The sequence below is a fragment of the Spirosoma endophyticum genome, from assembly GCF_900112365.1.
GTDB classification, from domain to species: domain Bacteria; phylum Bacteroidota; class Bacteroidia; order Cytophagales; family Spirosomataceae; genus Spirosoma; species Spirosoma endophyticum.
The window spans coordinates 92,278-116,895 of the sequence record NZ_FOLQ01000010.1; the positions used below are offsets into that span (position 1 = coordinate 92,278).

The following is a 24,618-nucleotide window of genomic DNA, read 5'->3' on the forward strand; positions in this document are numbered from 1 at the left end:
TTCTCTGTAAAGTTAAACAACGACGGGTAGGGAATAAACGGTAAAACAAAACCGGGCCACTCATCGGAGTAGACCGGTTCTGTGAACAGGCTTATGAATTGAAAAAACGGTTAATACGTTCAGGCCGTGTAACCTCGCGTTTCTACTTCCTGAACAGTCTCGCCCGTCAGTTCATCCAGAAACTGATCATGCGTCATGGGTTTGGAAAACATCGGGAAATTTTTGGCGCAGGCAAAGGCTTGTTCTTCCTCGCTGAGCGTGGCCGTGCAGTCGGTAAGGGTGATGACTTCAAAGCCTTTTTCGTAGCCTGACCGCATCGTGGATTCTACACAGCAATTGGTCAAAAAACCACACAAAGCTATGGTTTCAATGCCTTTGCTACGTAGTATGAAGTCGAGATTGGTACTGGCGAAAGCGTCCAGGCCACGCTTTCCTTCCAGCACAATATCGTCGAATTGGGGTGTCAGTGAATCAATAATGTCGACACCCCATGAGCCTTTGCGGAACGATTGGCTATCCACTACGCCCTTCAGAATGCCATACGGATGCTTTGTGATTTCAACATAACCTTCCTGAAAACTAATAGGCGAATGAATAAGAACCGCTCCGGCCTCGCGGGCTTTTGCGACAAGATCGAGGGTGTTCTCCAGCATGTTGGTCGAGTTCATCACACCTTTGACTGCGTCGTGCAGGCTACCACCCGGCGACGTAAAATCGTTCTGATACTCAATCAGGACAACGGCAGTTTTTTGCGGATTCATAACAGCTTGGTTTTAGTGACTAATTGATAACGAAAGGTGCCGAAGCCCGGTGTTTACTCCAACGCCTGGTAGACGGCAATGCGGAATTTTTTGACGAAATCGCCATAGTAGGCATAAGGGTGTACGTTCGTGAAAATCAATAGAATAAGCTCTTCTTTCGGATCAATCGTGAATTCGGAACAGTACATGCCGCCCCAGTTATATGAGCCCGGTGATGCCTGATCCCCGTAGTGTGAATTTTCGGTAATCAACATAAAACCAAGCCCGAATTTGTCTTTCCGGTCCCAGACTTCAGCCGCTCCAATTTGATTCCGCAGCATCATGTCGATGGTTTTGCGACCTAGAATCCGTTTGTTGTTGAACGTACCGTTGTTGAGCAGCATCTGACAAAATTTGGCGTAGTCTTCCGCGGAACTGACTAATCCGGCTCCACCTGAAAAAAACGTTTTTGCTCCGGTCGTGGCAAAATTCGGTACGTTTCATTGGTGTGCAGGGTCAGCGGTTTGTCCATACTCGATTTGCTGTACAACTCAACCAGGCGGCTGGCTTTGCTGTCGGGCAGATAGAAATACGTATCGTTCATGCCGAGCGGTTCCAGTACGCGCTCGCGCATGGCTACATCAAATGGTTTGCCGGACAATATTTCGATCAATCGCCCAATAATGTCGATATTGAGACCATACGTAAAGCCTGCGCCCGTGGAGTCGGTGCCGGGATCGCGAAGGAGCGGACGCTTGGCCAGTTTGTTGATTACGTCTTCGAGTTTATCAGGCGCGGTCGAGTTGAAAAATGGCACGTTAAACTCAGGCCGCTGGTCGAGCGGATGTTCGTAGGGAAGCCCCGCGTTATGGCTCAGCAACTGCCGGATCGTAATTTCACTCTTCGCCGGACGGGTTGCGTAGGTTCCGCCAGTCGGATCTTTTTTGTCGTAGGTAACCAGCACTTTCGGGTTTTTGAAGGCCGGAATGTATTTCGAGATGGGGTCGTCTAACAGAAATTTCTCTTCCTCAAACAACGTCATCAACGTGACCGTCGTGATTGCCTTTGACTGCGAGGCAATGCGGTAGAGATCATCGCGTTTCAGCGGTGTTTTCTTGGCCAGATTGCTGTACCCGAAGGCTTTATAATGCACAATTTTACCCTTGTGCGCTACGAACGTAACGGCATTCGGCGCTATGTCTTTGTCGATTAAGTCCTGTAGCCAGCTATCTAACCGTTTCAATCGGTCGGCTGAAAAACCAGCGTCGGCGGGCGATTTAGTCGTTGTGAAGGTTTGAGGAACGGACTGGGCAAAGAGGAAAGATGTAGAAAGAAGGAAAAGAATGAGGAAGCGCATTTCGGTTTACGGTTTATAGTATTCGGTTCACGGTATACAATGATTCGACATAAACCGAATACCAAAAACCTTACACCGAAACTATTCTACTTTTGCCAATCCCAGGCAACCACCACCCAGGTTTCGCCAATAGTCGGATCGTGGAACTCATGAAGTGTCTGAAAACCAACGCGAGCATGGGCACGTAGCGAACGCGGATTATTGGCCGAAATATCGGTGATGAGTAACTGATACCGATCACTGTATACCTCGTAGTGGTGTTGGAACATTCGATCAAATACCCGCTGCCCCCGATATCCCTCGGCCACACAAACCTGCCCCATCACATACCAGGAATAGTCGCCTAAAGGTTTGCCTTCGTAAGTAAGCGTATCAATCAATCGGAAAAGTGGTAATAATTCCGGTACGTCGGTACCAAATTCGGGTAACATCGTCAGGGCGTAGCCAACAACCGTATCGCCGTCTTTGGCGATGATACTTGGGGCCGCTTTATTCATGCGAGCCAATACGTCTGGGTCGTGTTCAACCGTTACGAAACCCTGATCGACTTGCACATCAATGGGTACGTTTTTTCGGAGATTGGCTTGCTGTAATGTTAAAATGCCACGCACATCGGCGTCAGATTGGACAGTGGTAATGGTAAGCATAAACTCAGACAATAATCTGCGACGGTAGGTTTTTTAGGAAAGTTGAATCCACTTCAGCGCCGATGCCGGGCGTTTCAGGGAGTTCAATTTGATAACCATGATACGTAATGCCACCGTAAACAGGATCGTCGGCATGTTCAAAACAGCCGTCCAGGTCGTAAAAGCGCATATTTTGGCGAGCAGAGGCAAAGTGCGCGTTAGCGGTAAGAGCAAGTCTGGACTCCGACATGCAGCCGATCATACACGGAATCCCGGCCGCTTCGGCGATGGCATTGATTTTGAGCGCTTCAAAAATTCCTCCGCTTTTGGAGAGCTTGATATTGAAGTAATCAACGGCTTCTTCGCGTACGAGTCGGATGGCATCGGTCGCGTCGAACAGGCTCTCGTCGGCCATAATAGGAACCGTTGAGCTTTGACGGATTTGCCGCAAACCGGCAATGTCATAACGCTTGATCGGTTGTTCGCAATACTGAACATTCCAGTCGCCAATGGCCCGCAACACGGCCTGTGCTGTCACTACGTCCCAACCCTGATTTGCGTCGGTACGGATGGGTGTTCCGTCGCCGATAGCGTTTCGAATCGCTGCTACGCGGCCAATGTCGTCGCGCAGGTTTGTGCCAAGTTTTACCTTAATGGCTTCGGCCCCTTTTTCCTGGATACGTAGCGCGTCTTCCACCATTCGCTCGGGCGTGTTGATGTAGATTGTTTCGTCCGTGACGAGTACCCGCTTTGATCCGCCCAAAAACTGGTAGAGCGGCATTCGGGCGGCTTTAGCAGCAATGTCGTAAAGGGCCATGTCGAACGCCGAACGGGTAGTAGGATGGCCGGGCAGGTAGCGCGTCAACGTATTGATACAACCTTCAATATCGAGTGGGTCGCGACCGATCAATAGTTTTGCCATGTCGTTGGCTGCCGCCAGTCCGGATGCCTGCGTTTCGCCAACGATCATCCACAAATGCGAGCCTTCGCCCCAGCCCGTAATGTCTTCATTGGTCTGAATCTCGATCAGAATATTCCGGGCGTGTTCAATCGTGCCGAGCGAGATGGAGATGGGTGCTTTAAGGGGAATATTGTAAGCGTAGAGGGATATCTGGGTGATTTTCATATCTTCAAACACGGAGAAAACGGAGGGAAAACACGAAGAAAATAGAGACATCTCCGTTCACTCCGTGAGTCCTCTGTTTTCTCCGTGTTTAAAGATTTACTTCGGGAACTGACTTTTGTCCAGGCCGGGAATGATACGTAGCGCGTTCTTGTAATAGACTTTTTTTAGCACTTCGTCGGGTAAACCCATGCCATACATCCGCCAGAAGGCATGGTATTTTTTGTGATATGGGAAGTACTCGTCGTCGGTTTCGAGCACCCGGAAATACGTAGCGTATTCCGACGGCACCCAACTGTCTTTCCCGAACAGAATCCGATCCTGGTATTTCTCGAAAAATTTCCGGCTCGCTCTTGGCTGACGGCCTAGTTCTGCGATGACAGCGCCAATTTCGACGTTCATGTTTGGGAAAACGGTCATCAGGCTGTCGAGTTTGTTCAGGTCGTTCGGATACCAACCCATGTGCGCGGCAATGAATGTCGTTTTTGGGTGCTTGCGGAATACGTTGTGCTGTTCAGCGATGAGTTGATCCCAGGGGACAGGGTCGTTGGCAGCCCGCTTCCGACCAGCATGGAGCTTGAGTTCGAGCCAGCGTTCGTTGTAGCGGTCCATCGGGTCCCAGAACGATTTGGGATCGGCGGTGTGAATCAGTACCGGAATGCCCAGTTCGCCACATTTTGCCCAGATTGGATCGAGACGCGGATCATCGACCCGAAGCACGTGGCCGGTCTCGTCTTTGTTGGTTAGTCCCAGATTCTTGAAAATCTTGAGGCCATGAGCGCCTTTTTTGACGTCGGCCTCCAAGAGCTTGACGGCATCTTCGGTCCAGCCTTTCCGGCCGACCTCGTCGAAGTTAAGGTTTGTGAACAGCACCAGTCGTTTGGCATTCGTTTTGTTCGCGTTGGCCAGTGCATTATCGAAAAATTGAGTGCCCTGTTCTACGCTACCCCAGCCCCGGCCGCTCAGGTTAACCATGATGCCCATGTTCAGGCTATCCATCTGGGCCAGAAGCGGTTTCAGATTCGCCTTGTCCATATCCCACTGGTGGTTATGTACATCGATGAATGGATATTTGGAATGCGTAACCTTGTGCTCAGGTACTTTCAACGTCGAAACGGGGTCATATTCTTCGAAACCCAATGGTTCGGGTGGTTGGGCTGTTTTGGGCGTTTGACCACAGGCAATTAACCCCGGCAGCAGACAGGCGAAGAAGTAAATCAGGTGTTTCATGAACGGTTGTATTTACGAACTAATCCTTAAAGATAAGCGCTACGCAATGAGCGGCAATGCCTTCGCCCCGCCCAACAAAACCAATGTGCTCGGAGGTAGTCGCTTTTATGGAAATATCGTCTTCCGGAATGGCCATTACGTCGGCCAGACAGATTTTCATCGCTGGAATATGCGGATTGAGCTTTGGCTCCTGTAACACGACCGTTACGTCCACATTCGAGATTTCGTAGCCTGCGCTACGTACCATTCGGAGGACTTCGGCCAGTAGGAGTTTACTGTCAACGCCCTTCCAGCGGGGGTCTTTATCCGAAAAATGGTAGCCGATGTTGCGCATGTTGGCGGCTCCCAACAAGGCGTCGCACAATACGTGACACACGACGTCCGCGTCGGAATGACCGACTGGCCCGAATGTACTGGGAATCAGAATGCCTCCTAGCCAGAACGGACGTCCCTCTTCCAGTCTGTGGACGTCGTACCCTTGCCCTACCCGAATTTTCATGCGACTCTGTAATACAAGGTCGAACAATTTTCTTTGCGCAAAATCTGCCGGGCTGATGCCTGAATGTCGTCCGGTGTGACGGCCTGAATCTGGGCTGCTTCCTGATTCACTAGATCGGGATTGCCTGCGTTGGCCGCATAAGCGAGATTCATCGCCCGATTCAGGAGTTCGACCTCCGAGAAGGCGAGCGTAGCCTCCGTCTGATTTTTTACTTTAGCCAGCTCTTCATCCGGCACGATCTGGTCAATAAATTCCTGAATAACAGCCTCTACAGCCGCGTCGGCCTCTTCGAGCGGAACATCAGCGTTGAGTGTTCCCTGTACGATTAATAAACCGGGGTCAATGGACGACGTCAGGTAAGCCCCAACATTGCTAAACAGCGGATTGGTACGTAGCAGTTGCTGGTATAGCCGCGATGATTTACTTCGTCCCAGCATGTCGCTCAGGAGGTCGGCAGTGTGGAAACCAGCGTCGAACCGACCGGGCATGTGATACGCTTTATAGAGCCCGTTCAGCGGAACCTTCGCCGATGTTTCCAGCTTTCTGGCTGCGGTCTGGATCGGTTCTTCAGGCAGTTGCCGAATATAGGGATCACCTGCTGGAATTGGCGAAAACCACTTGTCACATAGCTGCTTGACCTGATCGACGGTTACATTCCCAGCCACTACCAGAATGGCGTTGTTGGGCAAATAATACTTGAAGAAGAATGACTTTACATCGTCTAACGTAGCGTTTTCGATGTGACTGATATCTTTGCCTATCGTGGCCCAGCGGTAAGGATGTTGCTGATAAGCCAGCGGGCGTAGTTTGAGCCAGACATCACCATAGGGTTGGTTCAGGTAACGCTGTTTGAACTCTTCGATCACGACTTTCTGCTGTACGTCGAGCACCTGCGGATCGAAGGAAAGACTCAGCATTCGATCCGATTCGAGCCAGAACGCTGTTTCCAGATTAGCGGCCGGTAACGTAATGTAGTAGTTGGTGATGTCGGGGCTGGTAAAGGCGTTGTTTTCACCCCCAACTTTTTGTAGCGGCTCGTCGTAAGTCGGAATGTTTTTCGATCCGCCGAACATTAAATGCTCAAACAAATGAGCGAAACCTGTTTTTGAAGGATCTTCGTCGCGGGAACCAACGTTATACAGAATATTGACGGCCGCTATCGGCGTAGACTCGTCTTCATGGACAAATACCCGCAGGCCATTGTCCAGCACAAATTGTTCGTAATGAATCATGAAAAAAACGGTTGCGTACAGCTCTCTTTAGATACTACGCATTGAACAAAAGTAAGGTTCTGACCGTATAGAATCAAACGACGTAATACGAACGACTGCTTTGTCTCTACTGAAAACTATTTTTCTGGCTCTTGTCTGGCTCTGTCTGCCAGTAATGGCTCCGGCTCAGGTCATGAGCGATCCCACTGCTCAACAGACCATTGTGAAGGCGCTCGACAATATTTATAATCTGGAGTTTCCTCAGGCTGAAGCGCTGATCCGGCAGCTTCAGGCCCGCTACCCACAGCACCCGGTGGCGTCAATTTTGCGGGCTACCCAATTGGATATACAGAATTTGCCGCTATCCGAAAATAAAGCCGCTGTATCGCAGTTTGTGCAAGCCGTTAGCCAGGGACTGGAGATGTCGAAGCGGATGCTGGAAAAGGATAAAAACGATCCCGAAGCAGTCTTTTTTATGCTGACCTGCCATAGTTATATGGCGTCACTTTACAACAACCAGGGTGAGTCGCTGAAAGCCGTTGGCGAGTCGAAAAAAGCGTATAATTATCTTCGGGATGGCTTTGCCTTGATGGAGAAAAATCCGGATTTCTATTTCACGAGCGGGCTCTATAATTACTACGTGGAGCGCTACCCAATGGACCACCCCGTTGTTCGGCCGTTCATGATCTTCTTTGCCGACGGCGATATTGCCCTGGGCTTGAAGCAAATGGACGTAGCGACGCGCCGGGGCGTATTCATGCGTCCTGTGGCGAATTATTACCTGTCTCATCTGCTGCTTAAGCACGAGACCAATCCGGTTCGGGCCAGTGTGTATATGAAGTATTTAGTGGAGAAATACCCGAATAATCCACTATTTGCTATGACTTATGCGGAGGCTTTGCTACTGGCTGGCCGGTATGCTGAGGCACGGCCTTATGTGCAGCGGCTCAAACAAATGCCCAATAAATTGGTGCCTCTGGCTTTCAATACGTTCTCGGGAATGTTGATGGAGCAGGCCGATAAAAACGACAAGGAAGCGGCTGAGTTCTATGAGATTGCTTTAAAGCAGCCGTCCGATGACGCTTATACCAAAGAGTATAAAGCCTTTGCCTATGCGGGTTTAGCGCGTATTGCCGCTCGTGCTAATGATCATAATCGGGCAAAAATGTATTATAAAAAAGCGCTGGCTGTGGGCGAGTATAAATCGCTGGTCAAGGAAGCGAAAGCCTTTAAAGGGTGAAGCTTGACAGATAAAAGGAACGTTTGGGCGTTCTGGACTGCTGCTAAGCGCTATTCAAAAAATACAGAAATATCCTATAGAAGTTCAAGGCGGCAATCCATGTGAGATAAATTTGCGTTAGTACCAACACATTAACTAACTCAACTCATATGAACACTGCAACAGATCTGTTTAATAGATTCGATCGTCTGGATACACGTATTAACAGTTGGTTAGTAGCCCATAGTGTCAATATTCTACGTGTTTGTCTAGGGCTTGTTTTCTTCGGCTTCGGGGTGCTGAAATTCTTTCCGGGCATTAGTCCAATAGAATCACTGGCAACACGCACGACAGCCATTCTTACGCTGGGTTTATTCACAGGCCATAACGCGATGGATTTTGTGGCTGGTTTGGAATGCGTTATCGGCGTTTGTTTTCTTACGGGCCGTTTTTTACGGGTGGGCGTCTGGTTAATGGCTGCCCAGATGATTGGTGCCATGGCGCCCGTACTTCTTTTTCCCGGTGAGCTTTTTTCGGGCCCACATCATGCCCCTTCGCTGGCCGCTCAGTATATCCTGAAAGATATTATCCTCATCGCAGCCGGTATGGTCATTGCCTCTACATGGACAGGCGCTCGCATCGTTGCAGAGCCCAAGAGCCTACGTAGTACATTGGGTACACGCGTTTCCAGGGTATACCGCACAAAGCCTATAGCTGGTCAAACCATTATAGCCTAAACGCAAATCCACTAGTAATCGACTTCCAGATTCAGCACCTTTCGTAGTTCGTGCAACGCTGGATTCTTCTCGGCCAGGAAATTGAATTTGTCCTGCGAACTGTAAATCATCTTCTTGACTTCCTGCAACGTCACTGTATGCTCCAGTTGAATCTGGCTGTTCTGGAGTTCACTACGTAGATACCCTAGTAGATCAGGTTTTAAATCGGTCAGGTAACCGGCCTGCAACGTATTGTCGAGTGTCAGGCGAATGGTTGTGCCATCCAGGACAAAATCCCGATTGAGGACTAATTGCTCTGTGGCAGAATCGACCTGTTTCAACCGATTTCGTGAAAACGTCATCCAGGTATCCTGCAATTCTTCGAACGTAAAGGGTTGATCGGGTCGGGATTGGGCCGTTGTGATTACTTCGGTAATTGTATCGGCCAATGGCTGAACCGGGCCGGTCGTCAGCGGAACGGTCGAACGTAACCGGCTACTGGCCGGGCGCGATGGCGGCACGATCTGGGGTTTGGCCGGGGCCGTTGCTACGCCGTTTGCCGCCGTTGCGTGGCCATTTTGATAGGCGGTTCCGTTAGTCGCCGAACCGTTAGGGGACGTAGCAGCCCGATAGCCATTCACGGGTTCACTCGTAACCGGGTGCGTTTCAGGTACCAGGTTTTCGGCCGGTCGGGCTAGCTCATCTGGTTCTGGTTTTAGGACGGCATCAGGCGAGGGTGGATTGGGGAGCGTCCGTTCGACGTTTTTTTTTTCAGCGACCTCTGGTCCCACTTTATCCGCAATTAATTGGCCTGTCGCATTAAATTCCCCATTTCGCGATCCATTGATTGGAAAATCGGGTAGGGCGTCCCAGTTGAGCAGGTTACGGAGGTTAGCCAGCTTCATCAGCCACAGTTCAGTGTGCAACCGCTGATCTTTAGCCTGCTTGTAATTCATGTCGCACTGGCCGCCAATACTCAGTGCTGATAACAGGAACGACATGGGCGCCCGAACGGCCTGATCCAGGTATTGCCGACGAACGTTCTCGGTCACTTGCAGCAATTGAACCGTAGCGGCATCCTTGCAGACCAATAAATCCCGGAAGTGGCGACACAGCCCAACAACAAACTGATGGCCGTCGAAACCCTTTCGCAGAATTTCGTCAACCGTTAGCAGACTCTGGGGCAAATTCCCCGCCAGCAACAAATCAGTTAGCTTGAAGTAATAATCATAGTCGAGAATGTGCAGGTTATCCAGCACTTCCTTGTAGCGAATGATCCGGTCGGCAGCGAACGTAACGTTCAGATCGAACATGGACAGCGCATCACGCAGGCCACCATCCGCTTTTTGGGCAATTAGGTCAAGTGCTTCGGTTTCAGCCGTAATACCTTCCTTTTCGGCAATACCAGCGAGATGATTGGCAATGTGCTGCGGCTGAATCCGGTTAAAATCGAAAATCTGGCAACGCGACAGAATCGTCGGTAGAATTTTGTGTTTCTCCGTAGTTGCCAGAATGAAAATGGCGTAGGAAGGGGGCTCTTCCAGCGTTTTTAGAAACGCGTTGAAAGCCGCCGACGAGAGCATGTGTACCTCGTCAATAATGTAAATCTTGTATTTTCCCGACTGGGGCGGATAACGTACCTGATCAATCAGGTTACGAATATCTTCAACCGAGTTATTCGAGGCTGCATCCAGCTCGTGAATATTGAATGAGGCATTCTGATTGAAACTCACGCACGACTCGCAGGTGTCGCAGGCTTCGCCTTCAGCCGTTAAGTTTTGGCAATTGATGGTCTTCGCCAGAATCCGGGCACAGGTAGTCTTTCCTACTCCGCGCGGCCCGCAGAACAGAAACGCCGAGGCTAAGTGATTGGTCTTGATGGCATTCTTGAGTGTGGTAGTAATATGCTCCTGGCCCACGACAGTGTCGAAGGTGGCAGGGCGGTACTTGCGGGCCGAGACCACGAAATTTTCCATACCCAAAGTTAGCACGACCGGGGCGGATTTCAAATGTTGGCGTGAAGCAGTTCGATTCAAAACGCCTTATTTAACCTCTCTGGTGAAACGGTAGGATGTGTCAGGAAAAGTGCTTCGGGACGGTAGTAATCAGGGCAAAATTTTAAATTTCCTTCCCACAATGTGGGCACACTTTCTGATGCTGTAATCTACTACGCAAATGTTGAACTTGCTTTTGCCTACACCTGACGAAAAGTAGTCAGATGTAATTTACATCTTTCCAGCTATCTCGCTGTGCGATAGTAATTTAGGGTGTATAATGCAACGAGCATAGCGATAGTCGCCAGGCCACCCGCAAATAGCCCGATTGTGGGTGCCTGAAAGTAGCTCAAGGCATGGCCTGTCAAAAACGATCCGGCAATGTCGGATAGGTTTATGAAAGCCATATAGGTTGTAAACTGCGAGCCTTCTACCCCTTTTCGGCAAAGTGTCATCAGTATAGGCATAGCCGCGACACTGATGCTGGGGTCCATAAAATACAGCGCTACCAGACCTGTCTGCGCCATTTCCTGGTGAATCCAGAAGTTTGATAGCGAATTGAATGCGAGCAAATAAACGGCAACAAGCCCCAACATGATGATCAATAAACGGCGTGGGCCAATCCGGTCAGCTACAAAGCCGCCGGTGAGTGCCACGACCGTAGCAACGATCATACCGTACGTACCCGTCAGAAGAGAAACCGACGTATCAGCCCAGCCCAGTTTCTGAATCAGGTGGTAATTATAAGCCCGCAGAAAGAGACTGATACTGACATACGCTGCCACAATGGAGCCAAACAGAAACAGACTCCGTTTGGTAAAAAGGCCTTTGAATAACTCCGTAAATAGCCATCGAAACGTAGGATCAGGTTGCGCGCTACGTTGCAGGTGTAATGGTTGAATCGTTGCCTGTGCCTGATGGCTGAATGAAGGAAGCAGCCGATCTTCCGGGCGTTCACGAATGAAGAATGTCAGTAGCGTTAGCGTCAATAAACAAAGTGATTGGGTCAGCGCTGCGGTAAAGAAACCATATGTATGTAAAAGCTGAGAAAACACGGCTGCACCGACACCGGTACCGATCAGAAAACCAGCGCGCATAAACGCATTGACGCGTCCCCGTTCGTTTTCGGATATAACCGTAATGGCCATCGCATCGACACTGGCATCCTGAATGGCGGCAAACAGGCTGTGGCCAAAGAAAAACCACGCGAGTGTACCGATCTGCATAGCAGGATCACGTACATATAAAATCCCCAGCGATGCCAGAAACGCCATAAATTGAGCACCAACAACCCAGGGTTTCCGCCGACCCATGGCCGAGCGTTGATACCGGTCAATAACGGGTCCCCATACAAACTGAAATGCCCAGGGCAGACCGACAATGGCTGTAAAAGAGCCAATGGCTGCTGGATTTACATCGCTAGCCGTTAAATAGTTGGTCAGTGCGGTTAGGGCGAAACCCGCTGGAAGCCCTTGCATGACGTATAAATAAAAAAAGACAACGTAGCGCAGTGGCTGACTTCGGCTAAGGGTTAGCGGGTAAGACGATGACGATAAGCCGCTTAGCATAAGGCAGATTGATGAGTCAGTTGTTTTAGTACAGAGTTAACAGAAATTACAGGACTTGGTGATTAATAATTATGTTTTGACCGTTCTCGAACTATCCTGTAAAAAATCCGTTATTTTAATTGCAACACCCGGATAATCTCTCTAACATTGTCCGCGTTTTCTGCGCAAAACCAATGGCCAAGCTCGTCTACTTACCGACCTTCTTCCATACTACGCCATTTCGGTTTAGGTCCGAAAGGACTATATCATTTTGTTTGCCTATGTGGTAAACTTTTTCCGCCATTTTTCTCGTTTTATTCATCAAACAAATCAGCCCGGATTGCGCTGTCTCCGTTTTGCGGCTTCACAACCGCCCAATAAACGACAATGATCACACCCGAAATAGTTAACGATAAATACATAGTTCAGGTCGCCAATGAAAATCATCTGCGGCTGGCCGAAATCATCTGCCATGAAATGGAAGAAAGTGCGAAAGCCCGGGGAACCGGTATTGCTAAGCGCTCGCCCATTTATGTGATGGAAAAAATGCTCGAAGGCAAAGCCATTGTTGCCATGACGCTGGAGGGCGAATGGGTTGGCTTCTGCTACATCGAGACCTGGGACCACGGCAAGTTCGTGGCCAACTCCGGCCTGATTGTGCACCCCGATTACCGCAAAAGTGGAATCGCTACGCGGATCAAAGCCAAAGCGTTCGAACTCTCACGCGTAACCTATCCTACGGCCAAAATCATCGGTATTACGACGAGTCTGGCCGTTATGAAGATCAATTCGGACTTGGGCTATCAACCCGTTACACTCAGCGAGTTGCCGGGCGACGAATCGTTCTGGAAAGGTTGCCAGACCTGCGCTAACTTCGATATTCTGACACGTACTAACCGCAAACATTGCCTTTGTACGGGTATGCTTTACGATCCCGAAGAGCATAAAAAAGAAGAGAAAGACGAGCAATGGAATTTCCTGAAAGAATCCAAGCTGTACGAACGCTGGATGCGGATCAAGAAACGCATTCTGATGCGCATTCACCCGACCGACCGCTCGCGGTCGCGTCGTTCTGATCGTGAGCTCGAAGCCGCCTGATAAATAAAAGCCAGTATAAACAGCCCGGAAGCCCCTTCCGGGCTGTTTATGTTTTATGGCACCTGTATCAACTCAACCTGGTGTGTCAATACCTCAACATTATGTCTGAAATGCTTTCTCTGGTCTGGCTTCGGCGCGATTTGCGTCTGCACGATAATGCGGCTTTGTACCATGCCTTCAAAAGTGGCCGTCCTGTGGTTCCGGTTTTCATCTTTGACCGGGTTATTCTTGATGAACTGGAAGACCGTCGCGACCGTCGGGTCGAATTTCTGGTTCAGGAAATAAATCGCCTGCACGATGAACTGGCGAAAATGGGGTCGACTCTTATTGTCCGCTACGGCAAACCGGTCGATGTATGGAAAGAACTTATCGGGCAGTACAACATAGGTGATGTATTTGCTAATCACGATTATGAAGTGTACGCCAAAGAGCGCGATAAAGCTATCGGCGAATTACTGACTGAGCATAGTATCGGGTTTCATACGAGCAAAGACCAGACAATTTTTGAGCGTGATGAAGTACTAACAGGCAAAAAAACGCCTTACACCGTTTTCACACCCTATAGCCGTAAATGGCGGGAAAAACTGAATGATTTTTACCTGAAACCCTATCCGACAGGCAACTATTTTTCTCAATTCTGGAAAACCAATCCTGAGAAAATTCCCACGCTGAAGGAAATGGATTTTCAGCCAGTAGGAGAACCGTTTCCTGCCCGAACTGTGCCAGATACGTTGCTCGATACGTACCGGAAAACGCGCGACTTTCCGGCGTTGCCACACAGCACCAGTGAGTTGAGTATGCACCTGCGTTTCGGTACGGTGAGCGTTCGCGAATTAGCCCGGCAGGCGAGTGAAGCTGATGAAAAAACGTATTTGAATGAACTCTGCTGGCGGGATTTTTACTTTCAGGTACTCGACCATTTTCCACATGTCGAAAAGCATTCCTTTCGGCGGACGTATGATGAGATTGAATGGCGAAACAACGAAGACGAGTTCGAGAAATGGTGTGAAGGCCAAACCGGCTACCCTATTGTGGATGCGGGCATGCGCCAGCTGAATACTATTGGCTGGATGCACAACCGTGTTAGAATGATTACGGCCAGCTTTTTATGCAAGCACTTGCTTATCGACTGGCGATGGGGTGAAGCTTATTTCGGCAAAAAACTCCGGGATTATGACCTGTCTGCTAATAATGGTGGCTGGCAGTGGGCGGCCGGTTCGGGTACCGACGCGGCTCCCTATTTTCGGGTCTTTAACCCAACGCTACAGGCCCGCAAATTCGATCCCAAAGCTGAATACATTCATTACTGGGTACCTGAGGTTGACAGCCCTGACTACCCGAAACCAATGGTTGAGCACACTATGGCCCGACAACGTGCCATTGATACGTATCGGAAAGCACTGGCGAAGGTCAAGTAGAGGTTAATGTATAGTAGCATCAGTGAATAGCTACACCAGCATCTTCACTATAGTTTATTAGCCTTTTTGTACCTTACGGGCCTTTTGCTAGACTATTCCATTACGCTACGTTATGAAATTGAGGCTCCTGCTACTTTACTTTTCTAGTCTGGTTGCTCTTTGCCCATCTGTACTGGCTCAACAACGACTCCGGTTGACCGTGGTAGTCCGCGATGGTGTATCGAAAAAGCCAATACCGGGTGCCAGCCTGCTCATTGCCGAAACTAAGTCAGGTGCCCGAGCTGATAGCGTTGGTGTTATTTCGCTTAACCATCAACCAGGCATTCTGACAATGTATGTGTCAGCCGTGGGCTACATTCGGGGGCGGGAAACCGTTGTGCTGGATTTCAATAAACGAATCGACTATTTTCTGAAACCCCGTTCTACTGATTTAGAGGAAGTAGATGTACGAGCTACGCGTGCCGATAAGAATATTAAGGCCGTGCAAATGGGCCAGATTCAGCTCAGTATGCCTGAACTCAAACGGATGCCGGTGGTGCTGGGCGAACCCGATATTCTGAAAGCCCTTACGCTTCAGGCGGGCGTGACGACGGCAGGCGAGGGTGCAGGCGGATTCAACGTTCGGGGTGGGCGGGCCGATCAGAATCTGGTGCTGCTGGATGGCGCTCCCCTATTCAATACGTCGCACTTACTGGGCTTCTACACCAATGTCAACCCGGATCTGGTGCAGGATGTGAGTCTTAACAAAGGCGCATTTTCGGCCCAGTACGGCGGTCGCGTATCGTCGTTATTGTTGATGAGTACCCGAAACGGCAACAAAGATGGCTGGCGGGTATCCGGTGGGATCAGTCCGGTAAGTGTTCGGGCAGCGATTGATGGACCAATTACCAAAAAACTAACCCTGATTGCCGGGGGACGTATTGCTTTTCCCAACTACCTATTAAAAGCATTTCCCGCAACGAGTGTTAAAAATAGTCGGGCCTTTTTCTATGATGGTAACCTCAAACTGACCTACACGCCCGATGAGCGCAATACCATATCCTTATCGGCGTATCGTAGTCAGGATAACTTCCGGTTTCCGGGCGATACGTTATATGGCTGGCAATCGAACGTAGTGACCGGCCGATGGAGTTACCTGATACGACCCAATCTGCAACTAAATCTGACGGCTCTCTATAGCGGTTATCACCTGAATGTGGATGGCGTAACACCCGGCCTGACTTTCCGCTTCACCTCATACATTGAGCAGCGCGAAGGCAAAGCCGATGTGTTTTACACGCTCCGTCAGAAACACAGGATTCACGTTGGCATAAATGGAATTTTGTACGGTGTTCAAACCGGCAATGCGCAGCCGACTGGTGAAAATTCCAGTATCAATCCCCAGCGCATTAATCCAGAGCGTGGCCGCGAACTGGGTGCGTATGTGAATACCGAGTGGGAGCTGACACCCCGAATTTCGCTACAGGCCGGCCTTCGCTATTCAGCGTTTGCGTTTCTGGGGCCGCAAACGGTCTATGCGTATGCCGAGAATGCACCACGTTCCCCCGAGACCGTCTCCGATTCGATGCGCTATGGCAGGGGGCAGGTTGTGAAAACTTATGGTGGGTTGGAACCTCGGCTGGCTTTGCGAGTACAATTGGCAAAAAATACGTCGGTTAAGGCTAGTGCTGGCAGAACGCGTCAGTATGTCAATCTTATATCGAATACAACGGCTATCACCCCCCTTGATTTCTGGAAATTAAGCGATCGTTATACGCCACCTCAGATTGCCGATCAGGTAGCATTGGGGGTATTCCAGAACTTCCGGGATAACGCCATCGAACTAAGCGTGGAAGGGTATTATAAACGACTTCAAAACCAGATTGAGTACCGTTACGGAGCCAATCTGATTCTAAATCCAACGCTCGAAACGGCTTTGCTTCAAGCCGCCGGGAAAGCTTACGGCGTTGAATTCGGTCTCGCCAGTAATAAGGGACGGCTGACGGGTCAGTTGAATTATACCTATGCCCGTTCACTCAGTGCTGTGCAAACACCGTTCGATGTGCTACGCATCAACGGTGGCAGTTATTATCCGTCGTATATCGATCGGCCGCATACACTCAATATTCAGGCTCGTTGGGCTATGTCGCACAATTGGGCGTTCTCCACGAATTTCGTGTATTACACGGGTGTACCGGCCACGTATCCCGATGGGCAATATACCTACAATGGTGAGCCCGTTCAGGATTATTCCCGACGTAATGCCGACCGAATCCCTGATTATCACCGGCTGGACGTAGCGTTTTCGAAAGATACGCGTTTCAGTAAGTCCCAAAAGCGATATGGTATCTGGACGCTGGGCATCTATAATGTTTATGCGCACAAGAATCCGTATTCGATCTATTTCACCCGGTATAACCAGCGGACTGAGTCGTATCGACTGTCCGTATTTGGTACCCTGATTCCGTCAATTGCGTATAATTTCTATTTCTGATCATGCGTCAGTTCATTCTTTATAGCCTCCTGCTGATCGCTTTCTCGGCCTGCATTGATCAGATTGAGTTACCGATCCGTGCCGAAGAGCCCCGGTTAGTTGTTGAGGGGCAGATTACAAACGAGGCTCCTCCCTACAAACTCAGATTAACCTATACGGGTAAATATGGTGGACCAACTGGGCAGAATCCCGATAATCAATACGTAAAAGAAGCGCGTGTAACGCTGGCGGATGATCAGGGCCGATCGACGCAATTTATAGCCTTGGGCCTGGGTATGTACCAAACGATAGATACTACGTTCCGGGGGCAGGTAGGCCGGACCTATAGCTTATCGGTGGTGCTGACGGATGGTAAACGATATGTTTCTAAACCCGAGCGGATGCCCGCTGTTCCCGTAATAGACAGTATTTCGACCAATGTGGTTGAAACGCAGAACCTGGCTAAACAGTATCAGGCTGCGTATTCAGTTAACACAACTGACCCCGCAAGTGAGAAAAACTATTACCTATGGACCGCTTATGGGTATACCACGCGTTTGTCGATGGGGGTGCCATGTTCGCTGAACAGTCCCAACGATCGCTGTAACAACCGCTGCTGGGTTATGCTATCAAGTGACGCTGGTAATGTATTTAGCGATGAGGCTATTAATGGAAATCCTCTTAGGGGGCGTGTGGTACTGCAATTGCCAATTTATGCTATCTGGCCGCAATTAGTTGAAATACAGCAGTATGGTATCACGCAGGCCAACTACCAGTTCTGGAAGCTCTACCAGCAGCAAAATGCCCGAACGGGTAGTATTTTCGACCCGCTGCCTGCCCCTGTCACGGGTAACGTAGTGAACGCCAGTGATCCAGCCGACATGGCCCGTGGCTACTTCGCTGTTACGTCCATTACGCGTAAGCGCGTCCGAAAGCAGACGTATAATGCGCCATTTTATGGGGCGCTAACCAGCTACCTTTCCGGTCTGATTTTACCACCGGGCGATTGCCGGAATACATACGGTCAAGTACCGGTCACGCAGCCTGATGGGTGGTGATTAGAGTTTCCACTGCACGACCCAGCCCGGCTTAATAGTCTTTGGCCGAGGGATACCCGCCAGACCCGTAGCTGGGTTCATCGCCATCAGTGTAAGCTGAATCGTGGTCTTTGTTTCGGCGGAAATTGCTTTCGTAGCCCGGAGGAATATGTTGCCGCGCGCGTCTAGGTCATCGACAACGGCGTAAATAACATCGCCTGATTTAAGGAAATCTTCACCAATCTGAACGTCTTCTGTCAGGGCGAACGACCAGCTTTGTCCTACTTTTAACGGTCCGGCCTGGATTAAACGTGCCGTTGCGTCGCCCGTAAAAACAGGTGTAGACGAGGGTTTATGTTTAAGCAGTTCAGTTAGCAGACTGTCCATGACGTAAGCTTCACTACGTAGCGGAACATCCGGTTGATATAGTGACTCAATGGGCACGCCAACAGGCTCGGGCTCGTCGTCCTTAAGCCAGCCCATGCGTCGAGCCTGCTGGCGTTCCAGCTCATAGGCGTTGCCCGCCGACGCCAGCATCATCCCAGCCGATCCGATGCCATAGGCTGGATTGGTGAATAGCTCTTTCATGGCCAGAATCCGGTAGAGATAATAGCCCGTTTCAGCATTCATGGTCATCGAATAGTAATCACGGTGGCCGGTCTTAACTATTTTTCGCTGAACCATGCCGACGCCCCCATTGTAGGCGGCTGCTACCAATGTCCAGGAGCCTAACTTATGGTATAAGAATTTGATGTACTTACAGGCGGCTTCGGTCGACTTCGAGAGATCAGTGCGTTCGTCGTTGCCCGATGCAATGGAAAGCCCCATGTCTTCGGCCGTTTCATCCATGAATTGCCAGTAACCGATGGCCCCCGCTGAGGAAACGGCATTCGCTTTCCAGGCGCTCTCAATAAGCGGCAGGTATTTAAAATCAGCAGGGATATTATACTTATTGAGTATGGGCTCGATCACCGCAAAGAACGGAGCCGAGCGTGCTTTCAGGGCATTAAGGTGCTGAACGTACCCTGAACTGCTCGCCAGCGCAAAGGCCAGCTTGGCCGATACATCTCCTTGCTGTGTAGGCACAACTTCTCCGCAAAAATGAAGCCGCTGTGGACTCAGCCGCTGTGGTTGAAAACGTGGTTGAGCCACAGCCGGACGTTTTACCGGCGTCTTTCTCTTCTGCGCTGAACTGATTGAATTTAGCCCTAAAAGGGCCCAAACTATCAGCAAGACGTATCGTGAAGCGTTTGTCAAAGCAAGTGCAATTGGTCTAACCCGTAGACAACGTACTGAAGCCAGGGTTTAGTTTGATGAAGCTAATGAATGGAATGGTTTAGGCCAAAGCGACGGCGCATTGGCTTACTTCAGCGACGAGTCACCGTAAGCTAACCACCATAAACCGTTCATTATAGCCAATCCCAGAAGTGAAGCGGTCGGCTGCTAGCTCGTTTTTTCCAGTCCAGAAAACGAGGCCGACGAAACCGAAGCACCATCAAGCCCATCATTAATTTCTTGATGGGAAAATGTGGGCCTTGTTGTTCCAGATTCGCATCAGGTACACTGGCTGCTTTTTTGATAGCCGCTGCATTAGCAATTAACTGTTGCGTGTCCGATGGCGTTTTGGTTAAAGCTATATTTGGACGGGGCCCCCAGCTTGGGTCGGCAGACTCGTCATCAACCAGTTCGACGGTTGGTGAATCTTTGATCTTTTTAGACAGAGCGAGTGGTTTATGCCAACTGGGTAACGGTTTGGTTAGCTCATCCATCGTTGAGCCACGTAGCAGTAGGGCATACTGGCGCGGGTTACTGAGTAGTTCTTTGTAGGCTAGAATCCGAAACAGATAATGGCTGGTTTCACGATGCAGCCGAAGCCGATAATAATTTGAGTGGCCCTGCTGATCTATTTTATGTCGGACATGGGTGATGCCTCCGTTGTAGGCAGCCGCCACCAGCGTCCAGGAACCTAACTTGCCATAAAGTTGATGCAGGTGCCGACAAACTGCCACCGTCGCTTTTCGCAAATTGTAGCGTTCATCTATATGGTCATTTACGATCAGCCCCAATTCACGAGCTGTACCAGGCATTAATTGCCAGTAACCCGATGCCCCTTTATAGGAAACACTCCTGTTCTCTAAAGCACTTTCGGCTAGTGGCATGAACCGAAAATCGCGGGGAATTTTGTGCTTTCGGAGAATCGGGTCAATGATATGGAAAAAGGTGGAAGCCTTATCGCGAAGGTCAAGCAAGAACTCCGGTTGTGCGCCATAGCTACGTAGCGTTTGCGCCCAGCGACGCGATACGCGCGGTTCGCCAATGGGTACTTCTTCACCGCAGAAATAAACCGGAAATAGATGTTTAGTTGAGTCAACGACTAATAATTCTGGTGTATTCAGGCCATTTGACAGGGAGAATGACCGGCTCGTATCGGCTCCTATCAGAGGCAGTGCGAGGACCGGTTTAATGGCCGCCATGAGCAGTGAGAATCCTACTTCTTTAATCAAGATACCAACAGTTATGTTCAAAAATAAGACAAGAAAACCCGTTGAAAATAACGGGCTTGTCCAATACAGTAATACGAATATAGTTGATAATCTGATATATACAAAATTTGAGCTCTGGGAATTATCCAATGGTACTCATGGAAAACAGCCTCTACCGATCTAACAAACCGGCCACGAGTGTGAGCTTGCCATAGTCGTAACGACCCTCAAAATAATCGAAAACAGGCTTTAAACGGCCTTCTTCGAGGCCAACGACGGCCAGTGCTTTTTCGATTTCCTTCCGTTCAATCGGGTCAATGAGCGAGACTAGATCAATGTCATAACCAGCCCGTGAAAGCTGTACCAGATGACCGGCAATGGAGCCGGTTGTTAGCTGACGCTCGGTCGCAATTTCGGCAATGGTCAACCCATTATTATACAGATCAAGCGTTACTAATTGGGTCGAACCTTTGGGCTTTTCACCCGCCTGTACCCGGCCCCGAACGTAGTTGAGGATCTCCTCCAGAAACTGCTTTCCGAACAGTTGCAACTTACGTTCGCCAACGCCACTTACATTCCGTAGTGCATCGGGGGTTATGGGCCGCTGGCGGGCCATGTCTTCAAGGGTTGTATCCGTAAAGACAACGTAGGGTGGCACATTCTGTTCGTCGGCGAGTCGTTTGCGCAGGACACGTAACCGTTCGAACAAATCGTCGCGCTGGGTTTCGGTCCTGGTGCGGGTTTTCTCCACGACGGGTTTCGGGGCATCGTCGGGCCGGACGAGATCAATTTTACGACCGCTATACAGCACCTGATCGGCGAGAATACCCCGGCGAAGAGCGTAGTGCTGATCGTAGGCAATTTCGATAACTCCGACGTTGATAAGCTGATGCAGGTAATTACGCCAGTCTTCAAACTTAAGGTCGCGTCCTGCACCGTAGGTTTTTACCTGGTCGTAGCCACCCTGTAACACCTGCTGACTTCGGGAGCCGCGCAAAATATCGATGAGCAGATTCATGGGTACGCGCTCGCCCGTTCGAACAAGGGCCGACAGCGCTTTCTGCGCCAGAATAGTACCGTCGAACGTAACACGCGGGTCGCGGCACACATCGCAGTTGCCGCAGGGTTCGGGCAATTCTTCCGAGAAATACGAAAGCAGAATCTGACGGCGGCAGGTGTGGGCGTCGGCGTACTGTTGCATGCGCTCCAGCTTGGCCAGTTGCAATCCCAGATTAGCCGGACTGTTTTCGGCCAGCATTTCCTTATACGTCGCTACGTCGGCAAAGCTATAAAATAGGACCGTTTGGGCAGCCGCTCCATCGCGGCCCGCCCGCCCGATTTCCTGATAGAAGCTCTCAATATTTTTGGGCATATTGTAATGGATCACCCAGCGCACATTCGATTTGTCGATGCCCATCCCGAAGGCAATGGTTGCACACATGATGCGGACGTCGTCGCGCAGGAAAGCTTCCTGCGTTTTCGATCGGTCGTCGGGGTCCATCTTGGCATGGTAAAAAGCCGCCTTGAACCCTTTCTCCTGCAATTTAGCCGCCAGTGATTCGGTCGATTTTCGGCTGAGGCAGTAGATAATCCCCGACGTGTCGGGTTTCTGCTGTAGTAACCGAAGAATCTGCTGAATGCGATTCTGGCCGGGAAGAACCTGTAAGCTTAAATTTTTTCGATTGAACGACGATACAAATATCGCTGGGTCAACCATTCCGAGCTTTGTGGCAATATCGTGTCGAGTGAGCTTATCGGCCGTAGCCGTGAGCGCAATCGTTGGTACGGTCGGGAACTGCTCTTTCAGAATGTGTAGTTGCGTGTACTCCGGGCGAAAATCATGCCCCCAGGACGATATGCAATGGGCTTCATCAATCGCAAATAAAGATATGCTGATGCGTTTCAGGAAGCTTAGAAATGATTCGGATAACAACTTCTCGGGAGAGACGTAGAGTAGTTTGAGTTTACCGCGAACACAATCATCTTCAATATCGCGTTGCTCCCGACCCGTCTGGGTGCTGTTGTAAAAAGCGGCCTGAACGCCATTCATATGTAATGCCCCCACCTGATCTTTCATTAGGGCGATCAACGGCGAAACCACTACCGTGAGACCAGACAGCATGAGAGCGGGAATCTGAAAACACACTGACTTACCACCTCCGGTTGGCATGAGCACTACCGTATCACGCCCGCTTAAAATAGACTGAATGATGTCTTCCTGCATGGGCCGGAAGCGGTCATAGCCATAATAACGTTTGAGGTAGTCGGCGGGAGTCTGAGTACCAGGTGATGTTGAGAGGGTCATTGAGTCTTTAATGGGCCGGGTGATAACTCACACTAAATGAGTGATAAATAAGACGAAAGAAAACCTATTTAGTTACTACTTAACCGGTGAATAGCCCTATACCAAATTTAAGCAGAATTTAAGTAATTTTCGTTACCGGATTAGTGATTTTATCCCCATCTTTCCGTCTCAGGAGTTACTGTTTTACGAGTTCTTTCACAAACCCCAACTAAAACATCATGAAAAAGGCCCTGTCAGTAGTATGTCTCGTTGTCAGCCTGTTGGTTGGCTTTAACGGTATGTCCCAGGACGACACGAAAGCAAAAAAGGAAATGAAAGAGGCCGATGCTTCGGCTAAAAAAGCGGCTAAAGCGGAGAAAAAGGCGGCTAAAGATGCCGTCAAAGATGCTAAGGCGGATGCCAAAACAACAGCCGATGCGACTGTTGATCCAGCCAAACAAGCAGCTGTGAATGATCGAATGGCAGCTGCCAGAGCGGCTAAGGCGGCTAAAAAAGCGGCTAATGGAGCGACAACCAGCACAACAACGGCGGCTGCTACGTCAGATAAGACGGTACAAAGAGCGGCCAACACGGGTTTGAAAGACGATAAAATGACGAAAGCGTCGAAGTCAGTTGCGAAGGAAGAAAAAGCTACCCCCGCCGACTACAAAGCTCCAGTCGACCCATCGCAGAAAGGGCCTAATGGGGAGAAAGTTATGACTGGCCCACGCGGTGGAAAATACTACATCAATAAGAACGGCAACAAGACGTATCTAAGTGGCGTAAAATAGGCTGCTATCTCAAAGCTGGCCTTACTTATATTGGTTAACGTAAAAGCCCGCTGTCGGAAGATGGCGGGCTTTATGTTGTCGTCTGATCTGTAAATAGCTAGTCCAAACGAGATTATAGTATCAATTTAAGGCTTGTAACTTGCTGATAGCAGGTATCTTACCATCAATGATGTGATCAGCCAGCAAGCGTTTAATGATACTGCCGGGAGGAACCTGTTCTCCATAAGTTGGATTCGACGAGATGATGGCCTTCCAGAAAGGCTGTCCCGTTGCTACCGATTGCATCTCGGCATTGTATTGGTAGGGAGAACTGGAGTAACCACGATATTGGCCGGCATGACCCGCCTGAACCAGCTCAATGGTCAGAATAACATCGCTGTGGCATTCGTTAAGCTGTTTCTCAATAGCTGCGTCCGGATTGTCAAACGATAAAGGGTTCAGAGCCAGCGTACATACTTCGTAACCGGCCGGAAATATTCGGGCGAATTGCCGCACATAGCTATCTGGAGCGTTCCGCATTTTCGTGACAATCAGAACCCGTTGGAAGGTTGGGATCGCATCGGATTTGATACTGGATTTAACGGTTACACAGCTAGTCAGACTTGCTAGTAATCCTACCACCAGAAATTTATAAGCCGTTGTCATTGCCTTTCTGTGGTTTTGTTGCGTATCAAAGTAACAGCATGATAGGACTTCGCTTGTTAAAGGACGATTAAAGTTTTTGAAAATAGCTGATAGTGAGTAGTATAAGCGTACCTTTTTATCTGGATAGCAAAACAGCAAAAAGCCGAAA

Annotated in this window: 20 protein-coding genes and 1 pseudogene; 7 read left to right on the forward strand and 14 right to left on the reverse strand. The window is 49.7% G+C overall.

Annotation, left to right across the window (positions count from 1 at the left end):
- Window positions 1-119: 119 nt before the first annotated feature.
- From BM202_RS22455 to BM202_RS22485, 8 genes and pseudogenes are all read right to left on the reverse strand, one after another.
- Entirely contained in the window at window positions 120-761 is a 642-nt protein-coding gene (locus BM202_RS22455) for a cysteine hydrolase family protein (protein ID WP_093830327.1), read from the reverse strand.
- A 53-nt stretch (window positions 762-814) separates the two neighbouring features.
- Window positions 815-1,153: pseudogene (locus BM202_RS38760) on the reverse strand (serine hydrolase domain-containing protein); the annotation flags it as partial.
- 26 nt (window positions 1,154-1,179) lie between these two features.
- Entirely contained in the window at window positions 1,180-2,097 is a 918-nt protein-coding gene (locus tag BM202_RS22460) for a serine hydrolase domain-containing protein (protein ID WP_262507701.1), read from the reverse strand.
- A gap of 86 nt (window positions 2,098-2,183) precedes the next feature.
- On the reverse strand, window positions 2,184-2,744 hold the full coding sequence (locus BM202_RS22465; protein ID WP_093830329.1) for a GNAT family N-acetyltransferase: 561 nt from the start codon (window positions 2,742-2,744) through the stop codon (window positions 2,184-2,186).
- A 4-nt stretch (window positions 2,745-2,748) separates the two neighbouring features.
- On the reverse strand, window positions 2,749-3,849 hold the full coding sequence (locus BM202_RS22470; RefSeq protein ID WP_093830331.1) for a mandelate racemase/muconate lactonizing enzyme family protein: 1,101 nt from the start codon (window positions 3,847-3,849) through the stop codon (window positions 2,749-2,751).
- Window positions 3,850-3,945: 96 nt separating this feature from the next.
- On the reverse strand, window positions 3,946-5,076 hold the full coding sequence (locus tag BM202_RS22475) for an amidohydrolase family protein (protein ID WP_093830333.1): 1,131 nt from the start codon (window positions 5,074-5,076) through the stop codon (window positions 3,946-3,948).
- A 19-nt stretch (window positions 5,077-5,095) separates the two neighbouring features.
- Complete coding sequence (ispF, locus tag BM202_RS22480) at window positions 5,096-5,575, reverse strand: 2-C-methyl-D-erythritol 2,4-cyclodiphosphate synthase (protein ID WP_093830335.1); 480 nt, start codon at window positions 5,573-5,575, stop codon at window positions 5,096-5,098.
- A complete protein-coding gene (locus BM202_RS22485; RefSeq protein ID WP_093830337.1) occupies window positions 5,572-6,807 on the reverse strand; it encodes a M16 family metallopeptidase in 1,236 nt (411 codons plus the stop codon). Before BM202_RS22485 ends, ispF begins: the two co-directional genes overlap by 4 nt.
- Window positions 6,808-6,907: 100 nt before the next feature.
- Between BM202_RS22485 and BM202_RS22490 the strand changes: the two genes are divergently transcribed.
- Complete coding sequence (locus tag BM202_RS22490) at window positions 6,908-8,026, forward strand: tetratricopeptide repeat protein (protein ID WP_093830339.1); 1,119 nt, start codon at window positions 6,908-6,910, stop codon at window positions 8,024-8,026.
- 149 nt (window positions 8,027-8,175) lie between these two features.
- Entirely contained in the window at window positions 8,176-8,742 is a 567-nt protein-coding gene (locus BM202_RS22495) for a DoxX family membrane protein (RefSeq protein WP_177236654.1), read from the forward strand.
- A gap of 11 nt (window positions 8,743-8,753) precedes the next feature.
- Here BM202_RS22495 and BM202_RS22500 read toward each other — a convergent pair whose 3' ends face one another.
- Window positions 8,754-10,697 (reverse strand): DNA polymerase III subunit gamma/tau, encoded by a 1,944-nt coding sequence (locus BM202_RS22500; RefSeq protein WP_093830341.1) that lies wholly within the window; start codon window positions 10,695-10,697, stop codon window positions 8,754-8,756.
- A gap of 263 nt (window positions 10,698-10,960) precedes the next feature.
- A complete protein-coding gene (locus tag BM202_RS22505; protein WP_093830343.1) occupies window positions 10,961-12,283 on the reverse strand; it encodes an MFS transporter in 1,323 nt (440 codons plus the stop codon).
- A gap of 366 nt (window positions 12,284-12,649) precedes the next feature.
- Here BM202_RS22505 and BM202_RS22510 point away from each other — a divergent pair, with 366 nt between their 5' ends.
- From BM202_RS22510 to BM202_RS22525, 4 genes are all read left to right on the forward strand, one after another.
- The gene (locus tag BM202_RS22510; protein ID WP_093830345.1) at window positions 12,650-13,360 is read left to right on the forward strand and encodes a GNAT family N-acetyltransferase; all 711 of its coding nucleotides are present in this window, start codon (window positions 12,650-12,652) and stop codon (window positions 13,358-13,360) included.
- Window positions 13,361-13,461: 101 nt separating this feature from the next.
- Window positions 13,462-14,778 carry a cryptochrome/photolyase family protein gene (locus tag BM202_RS22515; protein ID WP_093830347.1) on the forward strand — a complete coding sequence of 439 codons (1,317 nt, stop codon included), beginning with the start codon at window positions 13,462-13,464 and terminating at the stop codon, window positions 14,776-14,778.
- Window positions 14,779-14,890: 112 nt separating this feature from the next.
- A complete protein-coding gene (locus BM202_RS22520; protein ID WP_093830348.1) occupies window positions 14,891-17,251 on the forward strand; it encodes a TonB-dependent receptor in 2,361 nt (786 codons plus the stop codon).
- Between the two features lie 2 nt (window positions 17,252-17,253).
- Window positions 17,254-18,288 carry a DUF4249 domain-containing protein gene (locus BM202_RS22525; protein ID WP_093830350.1) on the forward strand — a complete coding sequence of 345 codons (1,035 nt, stop codon included), beginning with the start codon at window positions 17,254-17,256 and terminating at the stop codon, window positions 18,286-18,288.
- On the opposite strand, the gene BM202_RS22530 is transcribed toward BM202_RS22525, so the two are convergent.
- The 3 genes from BM202_RS22530 to recQ form a co-directional block, all read right to left on the reverse strand.
- A complete protein-coding gene (locus BM202_RS22530; protein WP_245776748.1) occupies window positions 18,289-19,419 on the reverse strand; it encodes a lytic transglycosylase domain-containing protein in 1,131 nt (376 codons plus the stop codon).
- Between the two features lie 257 nt (window positions 19,420-19,676).
- On the reverse strand, window positions 19,677-20,741 hold the full coding sequence (locus tag BM202_RS22535) for a lytic transglycosylase domain-containing protein (RefSeq protein ID WP_093830354.1): 1,065 nt from the start codon (window positions 20,739-20,741) through the stop codon (window positions 19,677-19,679).
- A 181-nt stretch (window positions 20,742-20,922) separates the two neighbouring features.
- Complete coding sequence (recQ, locus tag BM202_RS22545) at window positions 20,923-23,055, reverse strand: DNA helicase RecQ (protein ID WP_093830358.1); 2,133 nt, start codon at window positions 23,053-23,055, stop codon at window positions 20,923-20,925.
- A gap of 218 nt (window positions 23,056-23,273) precedes the next feature.
- On the opposite strand from recQ, the gene BM202_RS22550 reads away from it, so the two are divergent.
- On the forward strand, window positions 23,274-23,825 hold the full coding sequence (locus tag BM202_RS22550; protein WP_093830360.1) for a hypothetical protein: 552 nt from the start codon (window positions 23,274-23,276) through the stop codon (window positions 23,823-23,825).
- A gap of 120 nt (window positions 23,826-23,945) precedes the next feature.
- On the opposite strand, the gene BM202_RS22555 is transcribed toward BM202_RS22550, so the two are convergent.
- Window positions 23,946-24,470 carry a hypothetical protein gene (locus BM202_RS22555; protein WP_093830362.1) on the reverse strand — a complete coding sequence of 175 codons (525 nt, stop codon included), beginning with the start codon at window positions 24,468-24,470 and terminating at the stop codon, window positions 23,946-23,948.
- Between the last annotated feature and the right edge of the window lie 148 nt (window positions 24,471-24,618).

What these genes read in the sequence shown, in the direction of transcription:
- BM202_RS22485 (WP_093830337.1), bottom strand. Translation starts at nt 6,807, where the DNA reads ATGATTCATTACGAACAATTTGTGCTGGACAATGGCCTGCGGGTATTT.
- BM202_RS22505 (WP_093830343.1), bottom strand. Translation starts at nt 12,283, where the DNA reads ATGCTAAGCGGCTTATCGTCATCGTCTTACCCGCTAACCCTTAGCCGA.
- recQ (WP_093830358.1), bottom strand. Translation starts at nt 23,055, where the DNA reads ATGACCCTCTCAACATCACCTGGTACTCAGACTCCCGCCGACTACCTC.
- BM202_RS22470 (WP_093830331.1), bottom strand. Translation starts at nt 3,849, where the DNA reads ATGAAAATCACCCAGATATCCCTCTACGCTTACAATATTCCCCTTAAA.
- BM202_RS22475 (WP_093830333.1), bottom strand. Translation starts at nt 5,076, where the DNA reads ATGAAACACCTGATTTACTTCTTCGCCTGTCTGCTGCCGGGGTTAATT.
- BM202_RS22525 (WP_093830350.1), top strand. Translation starts at nt 17,254, where the DNA reads ATGCGTCAGTTCATTCTTTATAGCCTCCTGCTGATCGCTTTCTCGGCC.
- BM202_RS22460 (WP_262507701.1), bottom strand. Translation starts at nt 2,097, where the DNA reads ATGCGCTTCCTCATTCTTTTCCTTCTTTCTACATCTTTCCTCTTTGCC.
- BM202_RS22520 (WP_093830348.1), top strand. Translation starts at nt 14,891, where the DNA reads ATGAAATTGAGGCTCCTGCTACTTTACTTTTCTAGTCTGGTTGCTCTT.
- BM202_RS22515 (WP_093830347.1), top strand. Translation starts at nt 13,462, where the DNA reads ATGTCTGAAATGCTTTCTCTGGTCTGGCTTCGGCGCGATTTGCGTCTG.
- BM202_RS22510 (WP_093830345.1), top strand. Translation starts at nt 12,650, where the DNA reads ATGATCACACCCGAAATAGTTAACGATAAATACATAGTTCAGGTCGCC.
- BM202_RS22535 (WP_093830354.1), bottom strand. Translation starts at nt 20,741, where the DNA reads ATGGCGGCCATTAAACCGGTCCTCGCACTGCCTCTGATAGGAGCCGAT.
- BM202_RS22465 (WP_093830329.1), bottom strand. Translation starts at nt 2,744, where the DNA reads ATGCTTACCATTACCACTGTCCAATCTGACGCCGATGTGCGTGGCATT.
- BM202_RS22455 (WP_093830327.1), bottom strand. Translation starts at nt 761, where the DNA reads ATGAATCCGCAAAAAACTGCCGTTGTCCTGATTGAGTATCAGAACGAT.
- ispF (WP_093830335.1), bottom strand. Translation starts at nt 5,575, where the DNA reads ATGAAAATTCGGGTAGGGCAAGGGTACGACGTCCACAGACTGGAAGAG.
- BM202_RS22495 (WP_177236654.1), top strand. Translation starts at nt 8,176, where the DNA reads ATGAACACTGCAACAGATCTGTTTAATAGATTCGATCGTCTGGATACA.
- BM202_RS22500 (WP_093830341.1), bottom strand. Translation starts at nt 10,697, where the DNA reads ATGGAAAATTTCGTGGTCTCGGCCCGCAAGTACCGCCCTGCCACCTTC.
- BM202_RS22555 (WP_093830362.1), bottom strand. Translation starts at nt 24,470, where the DNA reads ATGACAACGGCTTATAAATTTCTGGTGGTAGGATTACTAGCAAGTCTG.
- BM202_RS22550 (WP_093830360.1), top strand. Translation starts at nt 23,274, where the DNA reads ATGAAAAAGGCCCTGTCAGTAGTATGTCTCGTTGTCAGCCTGTTGGTT.